This window comes from Streptomyces venezuelae (assembly GCF_008642335.1).
In the GTDB taxonomy this organism is placed as follows: Bacteria; Actinomycetota; Actinomycetes; order Streptomycetales; family Streptomycetaceae; genus Streptomyces; species Streptomyces venezuelae_F.
Map to the genome: position 1 here is coordinate 4202987 of NZ_CP029191.1, position 14112 is coordinate 4217098.

15 protein-coding genes are annotated in these 14112 nt (G+C 68.8%); 6 read left to right on the plus strand and 9 right to left on the minus strand.

Features of this window, described 5'->3' with window-relative positions; genetic code table 11:
- Positions 1-71: 71 nt before the first annotated feature.
- From DEJ49_RS18950 to DEJ49_RS18965, 4 genes are read right to left on the minus strand one after another with little or no spacing between them, the layout of a single operon-like run.
- Positions 72-368, minus strand: a complete 297-nt coding sequence (locus DEJ49_RS18950; protein ID WP_150185217.1) for a DUF397 domain-containing protein — start codon at positions 366-368, stop codon at positions 72-74.
- A 3-nt stretch (positions 369-371) separates the two neighbouring features.
- On the minus strand, positions 372-545 hold the full coding sequence (locus tag DEJ49_RS18955) for a DUF397 domain-containing protein (protein WP_150185218.1): 174 nt from the start codon (positions 543-545) through the stop codon (positions 372-374).
- A 3-nt stretch (positions 546-548) separates the two neighbouring features.
- Positions 549-743 (minus strand): DUF397 domain-containing protein, encoded by a 195-nt coding sequence (locus DEJ49_RS18960; protein WP_150185219.1) that lies wholly within the window; start codon positions 741-743, stop codon positions 549-551.
- A 3-nt stretch (positions 744-746) separates the two neighbouring features.
- The gene (locus DEJ49_RS18965) at positions 747-1598 is read right to left on the minus strand and encodes a helix-turn-helix domain-containing protein (protein ID WP_150185220.1); all 852 of its coding nucleotides are present in this window, start codon (positions 1596-1598) and stop codon (positions 747-749) included.
- Positions 1599-1846: 248 nt separating this feature from the next.
- On the opposite strand from DEJ49_RS18965, the gene DEJ49_RS18970 reads away from it, so the two are divergent.
- Positions 1847-2263: an ATP-binding protein gene (locus DEJ49_RS18970; protein ID WP_150185221.1), complete on the plus strand. Its 417-nt coding sequence runs from the start codon at positions 1847-1849 to the stop codon at positions 2261-2263.
- Between the two features lie 65 nt (positions 2264-2328).
- Here DEJ49_RS18970 and DEJ49_RS18975 read toward each other — a convergent pair whose 3' ends face one another.
- The gene (locus DEJ49_RS18975; protein WP_150185222.1) at positions 2329-4596 is read right to left on the minus strand and encodes a (Fe-S)-binding protein; all 2268 of its coding nucleotides are present in this window, start codon (positions 4594-4596) and stop codon (positions 2329-2331) included.
- Between the two features lie 371 nt (positions 4597-4967).
- Here DEJ49_RS18975 and dnaK point away from each other — a divergent pair, with 371 nt between their 5' ends.
- The 5 genes from dnaK (at position 4968) to DEJ49_RS19000 (ending at position 9861) form a co-directional block, all read left to right on the plus strand.
- On the plus strand, positions 4968-6833 hold the full coding sequence (gene dnaK, locus DEJ49_RS18980) for a molecular chaperone DnaK (protein ID WP_150170157.1): 1866 nt from the start codon (positions 4968-4970) through the stop codon (positions 6831-6833).
- Complete coding sequence (grpE, locus tag DEJ49_RS18985; RefSeq protein WP_150185223.1) at positions 6833-7549, plus strand: nucleotide exchange factor GrpE; 717 nt, start codon at positions 6833-6835, stop codon at positions 7547-7549. Before dnaK ends, grpE begins: the two co-directional genes overlap by 1 nt.
- Positions 7550-7582: 33 nt before the next feature.
- A complete protein-coding gene (dnaJ, locus tag DEJ49_RS18990) occupies positions 7583-8776 on the plus strand; it encodes a molecular chaperone DnaJ (protein WP_150185224.1) in 1194 nt (397 codons plus the stop codon).
- A gap of 4 nt (positions 8777-8780) precedes the next feature.
- Positions 8781-9236, plus strand: a complete 456-nt coding sequence (locus DEJ49_RS18995; protein WP_150185225.1) for a heat shock protein transcriptional repressor HspR — start codon at positions 8781-8783, stop codon at positions 9234-9236.
- A gap of 97 nt (positions 9237-9333) precedes the next feature.
- Positions 9334-9861, plus strand: coding sequence for a hypothetical protein (locus DEJ49_RS19000; RefSeq protein ID WP_150185226.1), 528 nt, complete (start codon positions 9334-9336; stop codon positions 9859-9861).
- Here the strand turns inward: DEJ49_RS19000 and DEJ49_RS19005 are convergent.
- The 4 genes from DEJ49_RS19005 to DEJ49_RS19020 all read right to left on the minus strand — a co-directional run bounded on the left by DEJ49_RS19005 (position 9838) and on the right by DEJ49_RS19020 (position 13890).
- On the minus strand, positions 9838-10809 hold the full coding sequence (locus tag DEJ49_RS19005) for a helix-turn-helix transcriptional regulator (protein ID WP_150185227.1): 972 nt from the start codon (positions 10807-10809) through the stop codon (positions 9838-9840). The two genes, DEJ49_RS19000 and DEJ49_RS19005, sit on opposite strands and share 24 nt — an antisense overlap.
- A 101-nt stretch (positions 10810-10910) precedes the next feature.
- The gene (locus tag DEJ49_RS19010) at positions 10911-11885 is read right to left on the minus strand and encodes a helix-turn-helix transcriptional regulator (protein WP_150185228.1); all 975 of its coding nucleotides are present in this window, start codon (positions 11883-11885) and stop codon (positions 10911-10913) included.
- Positions 11886-11923: 38 nt separating this feature from the next.
- Positions 11924-12904: a helix-turn-helix transcriptional regulator gene (locus tag DEJ49_RS19015; protein ID WP_150185229.1), complete on the minus strand. Its 981-nt coding sequence runs from the start codon at positions 12902-12904 to the stop codon at positions 11924-11926.
- Complete coding sequence (locus DEJ49_RS19020; protein WP_150185230.1) at positions 12901-13890, minus strand: helix-turn-helix transcriptional regulator; 990 nt, start codon at positions 13888-13890, stop codon at positions 12901-12903. The genes DEJ49_RS19015 and DEJ49_RS19020 overlap by 4 nt, the downstream gene beginning before the upstream one ends.
- Between the last annotated feature and the right edge of the window lie 222 nt (positions 13891-14112).

A 14112-nucleotide genomic window follows, 5' to 3' on the forward strand; every position in this document is an offset into this window, starting at 1 on the left:
CCCGCCCGGATCCGCCGGCCCCACCCCTGGCCGTCCGGGTCAAGGGTCGAGTCGCGGTGGAGGGGCGGGAGTCAAGGGTGGAGCGGAGCGGAATCGGCGTAGCCGACGCGACCGAAGGGAGCGCCCTTTACTGCTGGCCCGGAGGCGCCACACTCCGGATCACACCGGGCGGCCCCGGTCACCATCCGGCGCGGGCCGCAGTCGACAGCCTCCTGAGGAGGGCGCCGAGGGCTTGGCGGGTAGAGGGTGAGTGCGTGGTCGGGGAAGTCGCTCTCACGGAGGAGCAGATGGAACTCGTCGCGGGCGAGTTCGACGCACTGACTGCCGTCAGCCGGACCGGAGAAGGAGGACTTCTGCCACTGGGTCATGAGTCACGGCTTCTGTATCTGGCGCAGGAGAGCGCCGAGGGTGTCGGAGGTGAGGGCGAGCCTGCGGTCCGGGGTGTCGCTTTCGCGGAGCAGCAACCCGTGCTCAACCTTGGCCAGTTCGATGCACTCGTTGCCGTCGCCGGGGGCGGAGAAAGAGGACTTCTGCCACGGTGGCACGGCTCAGACCGCTTTGCGGGTCGCGTCCGAGTGCGTAGCGTGCGATATCAGGGCCGAGAGGGCTTCGGGGGTGAGGGCGAGTATGTCATCGGGGGCGTCACTCTCGCGGAGGAGTAGGTCGCTCTTGTCTCGGGCGACCTCGATGCACTCGTTGCCGTCACCGCCCCCGGAGAACGTGGACTTCTGCCAATCGGGCACAGCTCAAAGCTCCTTCAGCAAGCGGTGAATCAGGTCCTGCGAGGGGCCGGGTTCAAGTGCCATCGCCTCTACCTTACGGAAGAGCGTTCGCATGGCCAGGAGCTGGGCATCGGCATCGATGAAGGAAGAGCCGTATGGTGCGTCCCGCTGAACGGTGTCCAGAGCGGCTACCGGCCCGCCTGCGTAGAACAGCGTGGTTCCCGCCCCCGCGAAGCCGTCGACGTCGAACGGCACCACGCGCACCGTGACGTTGGGCATCTCTGACTTGCGGAGGATTTCCCTGAGTTGCGTACGGCTGACACCACGGTCGGCGACGCGGGTCTGCAGCACGCTTTCGTGCAGCACGGCGATGTACGGCGCCGGCTCTTCTCGATTGAGTACTGCCGCACGGCGCAGTCGGTGTTCCACTCGTGGGGCCAGCTCGCTGGCCGGGAGCTCGGGGCGCCAGAACGCGAAGACCGCACGAGCGTAATCAGCGGTCTGGAGCAGGCCAGGAACCTGCGCGGTACCGATGACGTGCATGAAGTGTGCGTGATGTTCCAGCTCGGCCAGGTCCAGGAACGCCGGGGGCAGCACGCCTCGGAAAGATTCCCACCACCCGCGCGTGGTGTCGGTGGCCATGTCCGCAAGGCAGGCAATCAACTCGGCGTCCGCGCAGGCGTAGTGCGCCGCGAGTCGGCGTACCCGCTCCTCGTTGATCCCCGCGTTGCCCGCCTCGAACTGGCTCATCTGGGCCTGCTTGACCCCGAGCAGTCCCGCGGCCTCACCGGACGAGAGCCCGGCGCTCTCTCGGAGCTTGCGCAGCTCGGCTCCGAGGCGCCGCTGCCGGGCGGTTGGCTGAATCCTTGCTGGCACGCGACTGCTACCTCCGCCAACGACCGTGTCAGGACGTGGGGTTGATGCACCCCATTCGGGTGTCAGGTTACGCGAGCGACTTGCGGGGGCGAATATTTTAGCCCTACCGTCAGTGACGCGTCGCACACGCTGAGGTCCCGGACCAACGGAAGCGCACCGCACCGCCATGCCATGGCGGTCGCGCCACAGCCACCGCCAGGTGACCGCCGCGGCAGGACAACATCCGTACCGCACAACGGAGTTCACCGATGCCGGAAACCGAGACCTGGACCTACACCCTCACCATCCCCAACGACCCCCTCGCCGTCCCCGTGAGCCGCCACACCCTCCGCCTCATCCTGAAGGCATACGGCCTGCCCCACCTGGCAGAAGCCGCCGAGCTCGTCGCCACCGAGCTGATCGCCAACGCCGTGCAGCACACCAAGGGCCCCGCCGCCCTGCGCATGCAGTGGGCAGGGGCGGTGCTCCGCATCGGGGTGTGGGACACGGACCCCACGCCTCCGTCCCCGGCCAAAAAGGCCACCGGGTGGGACGAGACGGCGGGCAGAGGGCTCGCGATCGTACGGGAATGCGCCGACGGGTGGGGTTGGTGCGCGCGGGAGCGGGACGAGGGGCGAGGGAAGCTCGTGTGGTGTGAGCTGACGGGGGTCGTGGCTGCCGCCTGAAAGACGAGGACCCCGCCCCCTCCGCGAGGAGGGAACGGGGTCGGGCCACGTCAGTGGACCAGCCGCTACTTCACCGGCTCCGGTTCCGGCTCATCCGCCGACTCCGCCTCGTCCGCCGGATCCGCCGGCGTCTTGACCGAGTCGAGCAGGAGCTGCGCGACGTCCACGACCTGGAGGGACTCCTTCGCCTGGCCGTCGTTCTTCTTGCCGTTGACGGAGTCGGTCAGCATGACCAGGCAGAACGGGCACGCGGTGGACACGATGTCGGGGTTGAGGGACAGCGCCTCGTCCACCCGCTCCGTGTTGATCCGCTTGCCGATCCGCTCCTCCATCCACATGCGCGCACCGCCCGCGCCACAGCAGAAGCCGCGCTCCTTGTGGCGGTGCATCTCCTCGTTGCGGAGGCCGGGGACCTTGCCGATGATCTCGCGCGGGGGCGTGTAGATCTTGTTGTGGCGGCCCAGGTAGCACGGGTCGTGGTAGGTGATGAGGCCCTCGACCGGCGTCACCGGGATCAGCTTGCCCTCGTCGATGAGGTGCTGGAGCAGCTGCGTGTGGTGGATGACTTCGTAGTCGCCGCCAAGCTGCGGGTACTCGTTGCCGAGCGTGTTGAGGCAGTGCGGGCAGGTCGCGACGATCTTCTTCGCCGTCTTCGGCTTCTTCGTCGACTCGTCCTCGTCATCCTCGCCGAACGCCATGTTCAGCGTGGCGACGTTCTCCTGGCCCAGCTGCTGGAACAGCGGCTCGTTGCCGAGACGGCGCGCGGAGTCACCCGTGCACTTCTCGTCGCCGCCCATGATCGCGAACTTCACGCCCGCGATGTGGAGCAGCTCGGCGAACGCCTTCGTCGTCTTCTTGGCGCGGTCCTCCAGGGCGCCGGCGCAGCCGACCCAGTACAGGTACTCGACCTCGGTGAGGTCCTCGATGTCCTTGCCGACGACCGGCACCTCGAAGTCGACTTCCTTCGTCCACTCCAGGCGCTGCTTCTTGGCGAGGCCCCAGGGGTTGCCCTTCTTCTCCAGGTTCTTGAGCATCGTGCCCGCCTCGGAGGGGAAGGCCGACTCGATCATCACCTGGTAGCGGCGCATGTCGACGATGTGGTCGATGTGCTCGATGTCGACCGGGCACTGCTCGACGCAGGCGCCGCACGTGGTGCAGGACCACAGGACGTCGGGGTCGATGACGCCGTTCTCCTCGTGCGTGCCGATGAGCGGGCGCTCGGCCTCCGCGAGGGCGGCGGCGGGCACGTCCTTGAGCTGCTCCTCGGTCGCCTTCTCCTCGCCCTCCATGGTCTTGCCGCCGCCCGCGAGCAGGTACGGCGCCTTGGCGTGCGCGTGGTCGCGCAGCGACATGATGAGGAGCTTCGGGGAGAGCGGCTTGCCCGTGTTCCAGGCGGGGCACTGCGACTGGCAGCGGCCGCACTCGGTGCAGGTGGAGAAGTCGAGGATGCCCTTCCAGCTGAACTGCTCGACCTGGGAGACGCCGAAGACGTCGTCCTCGCCCGGGTCCTCCCAGTCGATCGGCTTGCCGCCGGACGTCATGGGCTGCAGCTCGCCGAGTGCCGTACCGCCGTCGGCCTCGCGCTTGAACCAGATGTTCGGGAAGGCGAGGAAGCGGTGCCAGGCCACACCCATGTTGGTGTTCAGGCCGACCACGATCATCCAGATGAAGGAGGTCGCGATCTTCAGGCCGGCGAAGAAGTACGTGAGGTTCTGGAGGGTGGAGAGGTCCATCCCCGCGAACCAGGAGACGAACGGGTACGAGATGAAGAACGACGCCTCGTAGCTGTCCACGTGGTGCTGGGCACCCTCAAGGGCGTGCAGCGTGAAGATGCAGACGCCGACGATGAGGATGACGGTCTCGACGAAGTACGCCTGGCCCGTCTTGGAACCCGCGAAGCGGGACTTGCGCCCCGGCCGGTCGGGGCGGTTCAGCTGCCGGATGACGATCAGCGTGAGGATGCCGAGCACGGTCATCGTGCCGATGAACTCGACGAACATGTTGTACGGCGCCCAGTCGCCGATGATCGGCAGCATCCAGTCGGCCTTGAACAGCTGGCCGATGGCGTTGACGATCGTCAGCAGCAGCGAGAAGAAGCCCACCGCCACGAACCAGTGCGCGAAGCCGACGATGCCCCACTTGTTCATGCGCGTGTGGCCGAGGAACTCCTTGACCACGGTGACGGTGCGCTGGAAGGGGTTGTCGGTCCTGAGTCCGGCGGGCACGGGCTGGCCGAGTCGCACGAACTGGTAGATCTGCACGATGGCACGGCCGAACAGCGCGACGCCGACCGCGATTAGGACCAGCGACACGATGATCGCGGCGAGTTGCATTTGGGGGCTCCTCGGGCCTGCGAGGCGAACTATTACTAAGCGGTAACTTATGCAGTCCGTCTGAGACTACCCACTTACTCCGCCGCACTGTAGCCAGCAAGGCGGTGATCTGCGTCGCTCAGGCAACCCTTCGCGCGTACGGGGGTGCTTCCGCAGGTGCCGGGGAAGCCGTGGCTTTTAGGGGCGCGGGGAACTGCGCGACCAGCCACGACGCGCCCGCAGTCGAGAAACCCACCCCGGGAGGGGCTCCTACTTGCGCCTAAGTGCCGGATAAGACTTGAGTGGCCCAGACTCACATCTGTTGACGCCAGCGCAGCGCTCATGCATGCTTGAGCCAGATCCACTCAAGAAGTACATCTGGAGGAACCGAAATGGCACGTGCGGTCGGCATCGACCTGGGCACGACTAACTCCGTCGTCAGCGTTCTCGAAGGCGGCGAGCCCACCGTCATCACCAACGCCGAGGGCGCCAGGACCACGCCGTCCGTCGTCGCCTTCGCGAAGAACGGCGAGGTGCTCGTCGGCGAGGTCGCCAAGCGCCAGGCGGTCACGAACGTCGACAGGACCATCCGGTCGGTCAAGCGCCACATGGGCACCGACTGGAAGGTGGACATCGATGACAAGGGATTCAACCCCCAGCAGATCTCGGCGTTCATCCTGCAGAAGCTGAAGCGCGACGCGGAGTCGTACCTGGGCGAGAAGGTGGCCGACGCGGTCATCACCGTCCCGGCGTACTTCAACGACTCCGAGCGCCAGGCCACCAAGGAGGCCGGTGAGATCGCGGGTCTGAACGTCCTGCGCATCGTCAACGAGCCCACCGCCGCCGCTCTTGCCTACGGCCTGGACAAGGACGACCAGACCATTCTGGTCTTCGACCTCGGTGGCGGCACCTTCGACGTCTCGCTCCTCGAGATCGGCGACGGCGTCGTCGAGGTGAAGGCCACGAACGGCGACAACCACCTCGGTGGTGACGACTGGGACCAGCGCGTCGTCGACTACCTGGTCAAGCAGTTCAACAACGGCCACGGCGTGGACCTCTCCAAGGACAAGATGGCGCTCCAGCGCCTGCGCGAGGCGGCCGAGAAGGCCAAGATCGAGCTGTCCTCCTCCACGGAGACCACGATCAACCTGCCCTACATCACGGCGTCCGCCGAGGGCCCGCTGCACCTGGACGAGAAGCTCACGCGCGCCCAGTTCCAGCAGCTCACGTCCGACCTCCTGGAGCGCTGCAAGACGCCGTTCCACAACGTCATCAAGGACGCGGGCATCCAGCTCTCCGAGATCGACCACGTCGTTCTCGTCGGTGGCTCCACCCGCATGCCCGCCGTCGCCGAGCTCGTCAAGGAGCTCACCGGCGGCAAGGACGCCAACAAGGGTGTGAACCCGGACGAGGTCGTCGCCATCGGCGCCTCGCTCCAGGCCGGTGTCCTCAAGGGTGAGGTCAAGGACGTCCTGCTCCTCGACGTGACCCCGCTGTCCCTCGGCATCGAGACCAAGGGCGGCATCATGACGAAGCTCATCGAGCGGAACACCACGATTCCGACGAAGCGCTCCGAGATCTTCACGACGGCCGAGGACAACCAGCCGTCGGTCCAGATCCAGGTCTACCAGGGCGAGCGCGAGATCGCGGCGTACAACAAGAAGCTCGGCATGTTCGAGCTGACCGGTCTGCCGCCGGCGCCCCGCGGCGTCCCGCAGATCGAGGTCTCCTTCGACATCGACGCCAACGGCATCATGCACGTGACCGCGAAGGACCTGGGCACGGGCAAGGAGCAGAAGATGACCGTCACCGGTGGCTCCTCGCTGCCGAAGGACGAGGTCAACCGGATGCGCGAAGAGGCCGAGAAGTACGCGGACGAGGACCACGCCCGCCGCGAGGCCGCCGAGTCCCGCAACCAGGGCGAGCAGCTCGTCTACCAGACCGAGAAGTTCCTCAAGGACAACGAGGAAAAGGTCCCCGGTGACGTGAAGACCGAGGTCGAGGAAGCCGTCAACGAGCTGAAGGAGAAGCTCAAGGGCGAGGACACGGCCGAGATCCGCACCGCCACCGAGAAGGTCGCCGCCGTCTCGCAGAAGCTGGGCCAGGCCATGTACGCCGACGCCCAGGGCGCGCAGGCCGCGGGCGGTCCCGAGGGCGCCGCCCCGGGTGCCGACCAGGCCAAGGAGGACGACGGGGTCGTCGACGCCGAGATCGTCGACGACGAGAAGCCCGGTGACGCGAAGGGTGGCGCCGCCTGATGACCGAGGAGACCCCGGGCTTCGGCGAGAACGCCGAGAAGCCTGACGTCCCCTCCGGCGCCACCCCTGATGACGCGGCGCCGAAGGCCGCCGAGCCCTCCACCGAGGAGAGCCCGGCGGCCCCGGCCGGGGACGCAGCAGCGAACAAGACGTCCGCACAGGACGCCCAGGACGTCGGCCTGACCGCGCAGCTGGACCAGGTGCGCACCGCGCTCAACGAGCGCACCGCGGACCTCCAGCGGCTGCAGGCCGAGTACCAGAACTACCGCCGTCGTGTGGAGCGGGACAAGGTGACGGTGAAGGAGATCGCCTCGGCGAACCTCCTCTCCGAGCTCCTGCCCACCCTGGACGACATCGGCCGCGCCCGTGAGCACGGCGAGCTGGTCGGTGGCTTCAAGTCGGTCGCCGAGTCGCTGGAGACGGTCGTCGCCAAGCTGGGCCTTCAGCAGTTCGGCAAGGAGGGCGAGCCCTTCGACCCGACGATCCACGAAGCGCTGATGCACAGCTACGCACCGGACGTCACCGAGACGACCTGCGTCGCGATCCTGCAGCCCGGGTATCGCATCGGCGAGCGCACCATCCGCCCCGCGCGGGTGGCCGTCGCCGAGCCCCAGCCGGGCGCGCAGACCGTCAAGGGCGAGGAGCCCGAAGGCTCTGCGGGCTCCGCCGCGGAGAAGGCGGACGAGAAGGAGACCGGTGGCCCGGACGAGGGCTGACGGTCACGACATGAGTGAGGAGGGACGTCGGGGATGAGCACCAAGGACTTCATCGAGAAGGACTACTACAAGGTCCTCGGCGTCCCCAAGGACGCCACCGAAGCCGAGATCAAGAAGGCGTACCGGAAGCTCGCACGCGAGAACCACCCGGACGCCAACACCGGCAACACCAAGGCGGAGGAGCGCTTCAAGGAGATCTCCGAGGCGAACGACGTCCTCGGCGACCCCAAGAAGCGCAAGGAGTACGACGAAGCGCGTGCTCTCTTCGGCAACGGCGGATTCCGGCAGGGCCCCGGAGGCGGCGGCGGTTCGTTCAACTTCGACCTGGGCGACCTCTTCGGAGGCGGCGCCCCGGGTGGCGGTGGAGCGGCCGGCGGCGGCTTCGGGGGCGGCCTCGGTGACGTCTTCGGGGGCCTGTTCAACCGCGGCGGCGCGGGTGCCGGAGCCGGCACGCGTACGCAGCCGAGGCGCGGCCAGGACATCGAGTCCGAGGTCACGCTGAACTTCACGGAGGCGGTGGACGGCGCGACGGTGCCGCTCCGCATGTCCTCCCAGGCGCCCTGCAAGGCGTGCTCGGGCACCGGCGACAAGAACGGCACACCGCGCGTGTGCCCGACCTGCGTCGGCACCGGTCAGGTCTCGCGGGGCGGCGGCGGAGGGTTCTCCCTCACCGACCCGTGCATGGACTGCAAGGGGCGCGGGCTCATCGCCCAGAACCCCTGCGAGGTGTGCGGCGGCAGCGGCCGCGCCAAGTCGTCCCGGACGATGCAGGTGCGGATCCCGCCCGGCGTCTCGGACGGGCAGCGCATCCGGCTGCGCGGCAAGGGCGCGCCGGGCGAGCGCGGCGGCCCGGCCGGCGACCTCTACGTGGTCGTGCACGTCGACACCCACCCGGTGTTCGGCCGCAAGGGCGACAACCTCACGGTCACCGTCCCGGTGACCTATCCGGAGGCGACGCTCGGCGGCGAGGTGAAGGTGCCCACGCTGGGCGGCCCGCCCGTCACCCTGAAACTGCCCGCGGGGACGCCGAACGGCCGTACCATGCGGGCCCGGGGCAAGGGCGCGGTCCGCAAGGACGGCACCCGGGGCGACCTGCTCGTGACGGTGGAGGTGGCGGTTCCGACCTCCCTGTCGGAGTCGGCGAAGGACGCCCTGGAGTCCTACCGCGAGGCGACTGCGGGCGACGACCCGCGGGCAGAACTGTTCCAGGCCGCGAAGGGAGCGTGACCCCATGGACAGGGTCGGCCGTCGTCGTAATCCCTACCAGCTGACCGATGAAACGCCGGTGTACGTCATCTCGGTGGCGGCCCAGCTGAGCGGTCTCCATCCGCAGACCCTGCGGCAGTACGACCGTCTCGGCCTGGTCTCCCCGGACCGCACCGCGGGCCGCGGCCGACGCTACTCCGCCCGCGACATCGAACTGCTGCGCACCGTGCAGCAGCTGTCGCAGGAAGAGGGCATCAACCTCGCCGGCATCAAGCGCATCATCGAGCTGGAGAACCAGGTCGCGGCGCTGCAGTCGCGCGTCGCGGAGCTCTCCGCGGCCGTGGACGGCGCCGCGGCGGCCATGCAGCAGCGCGAAGCGGCGGTGCACGCCTCGTACCGCCGCGACCTCGTCCCCTACCAGGACGTGCAGCAGGCGAGCGCGCTGGTGGTGTGGCGCCCGAAGAGACCGACGGACCAGTAGGTTCCGTACGCTGGTTTCGTACGCTGATACAGGGCCGGGAGGTGAGAACCTCCCGGCCCTGTATCGCTGTTTCGGGCTACGGGGAGTGGAGCCGTTCATGGCCATGGTGGGGTTGTTCTGGATCGCCGAGGGCGACGTGTACGTGGGCGCGAAGCCGGCCGGGCTCGCCCCGGGCGTCCGCCTGACCACGGAGGGCGTACTGGCCCTCGGCGACAGGCAGACCGGCATGTGGCCCTGGGAGGACGTGCACGCGCTGACGATCGACGACGTCCCGGTGAAGACCCTGAAGCGGCACGTGGGCGCGGCCGTCGACATGGTGCTGACGGTGGGCCTCGGCGGCGGCGACGAGGCCCCGACGATGACGGTCCGCGTCACGGACGCGACGGGCACGGAGACGCGGCTGACGGCGTACACGGCCGCGGCGGTCGGCTACTCCCGGACGGAGTACGACCTCTCCCGAACCCTCCTGTCCCGCCTCACGGAGGGCGCGGGTTCCCTCCTCACCACCCTGACCGCGATGTCGGACTGGGGCCGCCGCCGCGAGGGCGGGTCGCCTCGGGCGGGGGAGAGGGAGGCGTTGTTGCGGGAGTGGGCGGGGCGGTCAGGGGCGTTCGAGGATTCCTGACCGGCCGATGAGGTAGCCGAGCTGGGCGCGGCTGTTGCTGCCGAGGGTGGCGGCGAGTTTGGCGATGTGGACGCGGGCGGTGCGGATGTTCATGCCGAGCCGGTCGGCTATCTCGGCGTCCGTGAGCCCCTCGACGAGCAGTCCTGCGATGGCCCGCTGCCGGGTGGTGATGCCGCCCTCCGATGGCTGCGGCGCGGCTTGCGGCCACATGGGGGTGGCCAGGCGCCACAGGCGCCAGAAGGTGGTGGCGAAGTATTCGACGAGGGCCGGGTGGCGCAGTTCGAGGGCGACGCTTCGGTCCTTGCTGGCGGGGATGAACGCCACGGTCCGGTCGAAGACGAAGAGGCGCTCGGTGACCTCGTCGAGAGTGCGGGCCTCGGTGTCGCCGTCGAGCTGTTCGTAGTAAGCGAGCACGGGCAGAGAATGGCGCGTTGTGTGCTGGTAAAGGGTCCGCATACGGCATCCGCGGGTCAGGATCGCCTGGTCCCGGGGGAAGACTTCGGCCAGCGTCTCGGGCGGCCGGGTGCCGCCGGGCTGGACGGCGAGGAACTCCTCGGTGGCCTCGTTCATGGCGCGGTCGATCGCGGAGTTGATGCGGGCCAGGCCGTCCAGGACGGTGATGGACGGGGTGCCGGAGCCGGAGCCGATGCGCAGGTCGAGGGAGGCGAACGGCTCGAAGGCGGCGCTGAGCCGCAGCTCACGGCGGCGGGGCGTCCTGGCGCGGTGCTCGACGGACCGGAGCAGGCGGGGCAGTGCGAGGGCGGAGGCGGTGGGGTGCAGCCATTGCAGGTCGTCGCGGCCCGGCTGGAGGAGGCCCAGGTCGACGAGGCAGGGGGCGGGTTCGGCGGCGCTGTTGTGGATCCGGCCTTCGCGCAGGGCACGGGCGTAGACGGACAGCCCCGCCTCACAGAGTTCTTCGACGGTGTGCGATAAGTGCTTCGTGGCCATGCGAGCCCCCTCCTGCCTGGTTGAAGCGTCGCGATTCTATGCAGGCCGAGAGTGGCCGGGCCGGATCCCGCGGGTGGAGTGACTGCTTCTGGACGGGGGCGTCACCGGTCCTGGTCGAGGATTCCGGACTGGCCGATGAGGTAGCCGAGTTGGGCGCGGCTGTTGCTGCCGAGGGTGGCGGCGAGTTTGGCGATGTGGACGCGTGCGGTGCGGATGTTCATGCCGAGCCGGTCGGCTATCTCGGCGTCGGTGAGGCCTTCGACGAGGAGTCCCGCGATGGTCTGCTGCCGGTCGGTGATGCCGTTGTCGACCGGTGCCGGCGCGGCCTGCGGCCACATGGGGGTGGCCAGGCGCCACAGGCGCCAGAAGGTGGTGGCGAAGTATTCGACGAGGGCGGGGTGGCGCAGTTCGAGGGCGATGCCGTCGTCCTTGCTGGCCGGGATGAACGCGACGGTCCGGTCGAAGACGAAGAGGCTCTCGGTGACCTCGTCGAGGGTGCGGGCCTCGATGTCGCCGTCCAGTCCCTCGTAGTGGGCGAGCTCGGGCAGGCACTCGCGGGCCGTGTGCACGCGCAGCGTCCGCAGCCGGGCGCCGCGGGACAGGATCTCCTGCTCGCGGGCGGCGATCCGCGCCTGCGTCTCGGGCGGGCGGACCCCGCCCGGCTGAATGACGAGCACCTCGTCATGGGCCGCGGTGATGGCCTGTTCGATGGCTCCCTCGATCCGGGGGAGGCCTTGGAGGACGCTGATGGCGGGGGTCTCCCCGTCGGACGAGGAGACGCCGTCGGGCCCGAGGAAGGACTCGAAGACCGCGGTGAGCCTCTCCTCGCGGCGACGGTGCTGGGCCACCCGGTTCTCGATGGTGCGCAGGAGCCGGGGCAGGGCCACGGCGGGCGCGGTCGGGTGCAGCCACCGCATGTCGTCCGGGCCTGGGTGGAGCAGCCCGAAGTCGATGAGGCAGGGCGCCGCTTCGGCGTCGACGGCACGGATCCCGCCGTCGCGCAGAGCGCGGGCGTAGACCGCGGCTCCGGGCTCGCAGAGGTTCTCCACTCCGTGCGGTATGTGCTCCACGGGCACGTTGCGCTCCCTGCGGGTTGGTTGAAGGGCCGGTGAGTCTATGCGCCGCCGGCCCGCTTCAGCATGTCGGACCGCCCGATGAGGTAGCCGAGTTGGGCGCGGCTGTTGCTGCCGAGGGTGGCGGCGAGTTTGGCGATGTGGACGCGTGCGGTGCGTACGTTCATGCCGAGCCGGTCGGCGACCTCGGTGTCCGTGAGGCCTTCGACGAGGAGGCTCGCGATGGCGTGCTGGCGGGTGGTGATGCCGTTGTCCGAGGGCAGCTGCGCGGTCTGCGGGAACATGGGGGTGCCCAGGCGCCAGAGGCGTTCGAAGATGGCGACGAGGTAGTCGACGACGGCGGGGTGCCGGAGTTCGAGTGCCTTGCTGCGGTCCTTGTTCGCCGGGATGAACGCGACGGTCCGGTCGAAGACGAAGAGCCGCTCGGTCACCTCGTCCAGGGTGCGGACCTCGGTGTCCCCCCGCAGCCGTTCGTAGTAGGCGAGGACGGGCAGCGAGTGCCGGCTCGTGTGCTGGTACAGCGTCCGCATCCGGCCACCCCGGGAGAGGAGGCCTTGCGCGAGCGCGTGCGACTGGGCCAGCGCTTCGGGGAGCCGGACTCCGCCCGGCTGGATGACGAGCGACTCCTGGCTGGAGGAGTCCAGCGCTTCGGCGATGGCCGCCCGGATGCGGGGGAATCCGTTCAGGACGGTGACGGAAGGGTCCGTGACCGGTGCGCGCTCGCCGCGGGCGAGCGTCATCAGTGGTGCGAACTGTTCGGCGAGGCGCACCTGACGGTGCACCTCGTGGGTGATGCGTTCCTGGAGGGCTTCGCGGAGCCGGGGCAGGGCGACGGCGGGCGGGACGGGACGGAGCCGGTCCGGGTGCTCCGGGTCCGGGCGCAGCAGCCCGAACCGGACCAGGCACGGCGCGGGTTCGGCGTCCTCCCGCGGTACGTGACTCTCCCGCAGGGCGCGCGCGTACAACTCCGAACCCGCCTCGCACAGCTCGTCCGGGCCGTGGGAGTGGGGTTCGGGGGTCACTTCGGATGGTCCTGGTCGAGGATTCCCGACTGCGCGATCAGGTAGCCGAGCTGGGCGCGGCTGCCGCTGCCGAGGGCGGCGGCGATCTTGGCGATGTGGGCGCGGCAGGTACGGACGTTCATGCCGAGGCGCCGGGCTATCGCCTCGTCGACGTGGCCCTCCACGAGGAGTTTGGCTATGGAGCGTTGGACTCCGGTGATGCCGTCGGTCGAGGGGGCGTACGGCGCCTCCTCGAGCAAGGGGGCCGCTCGCTGCCAGAGTTGCTCGAAGACGTTGACCAGGTACTGGACGAGCCCCGGGTGGCGGAGTTCGAGGGCTGCCTGGCGGTCTTCGCGGGCCGGGATGAAGGCCACGGTTCTGTCGAAGATCATCAACCGCTCGATGAGCTCCTCGAGAGTGCGCACCTCGACTTTCCCTTGCCGCATGTGCTCGGCATAGGCGATGGTGGCCTGACTGTGCCGCGCGGTGTGCTGGTAGAGCGTCCGCATCCGGATCCCGCGGTCGAGGATGCGCTGGCTCTGCTTCACGGCTTCGGTGACGATCTCCTCGCTGCGGCCCCCGCCGGGCTGCACCGTGATGACCTCGGACTGGCACTCGGCTATCGCGACTTGTATGGCCGCGTTGATGCGACTCCCGCCCTCCAGGACGGTGATCGAATGCACGGCGGGCCGGTCCTGGGCGCTGATGGCCATAAATGGCTCGAAAGCGTCGGACAGTTCGTTCGCGAGGGTCCTTCGCTCCTGGATCTCCCGCTCGATGGGCCGAAGCCGCTGTGCGAGGGCGGACGTCGGCGGAACGGGGCGGAGCCACTCGGCGTCGTCGGGATCGGGGTCCAGGAGAGCGAACTCCATCAGGCAGGGAGCGGCTTCCGCTTCCGCCCGCCGGATGCGTCCGGTCCGCAGCGCCGTGGCGTAGAGCCGCTTTCCCGCATCACATAGTTCGGCCATGGCGTGTGGATGTGCCCTAATTGGGCTGTTTGTTGTCATAGCTCCACCCCCCAGGGTCCTGAACGTGCAGGAACATGATGCATCGGTCCTGTGGTGTTCGCATGGCTGAATGAGCCATCGTCTTTGAAGGCCGGGGGAGAGTCGCTATGGAAGTGAGGACGAAGCCCGCTATGCGCAAGGGAATGCTTCGCTCGGTACTTGTCTGTGCCTTCTCCGTTGGGTTGGCTGCCAGCGCGTTCAGTGGTCTCGATGCGCTCTCGG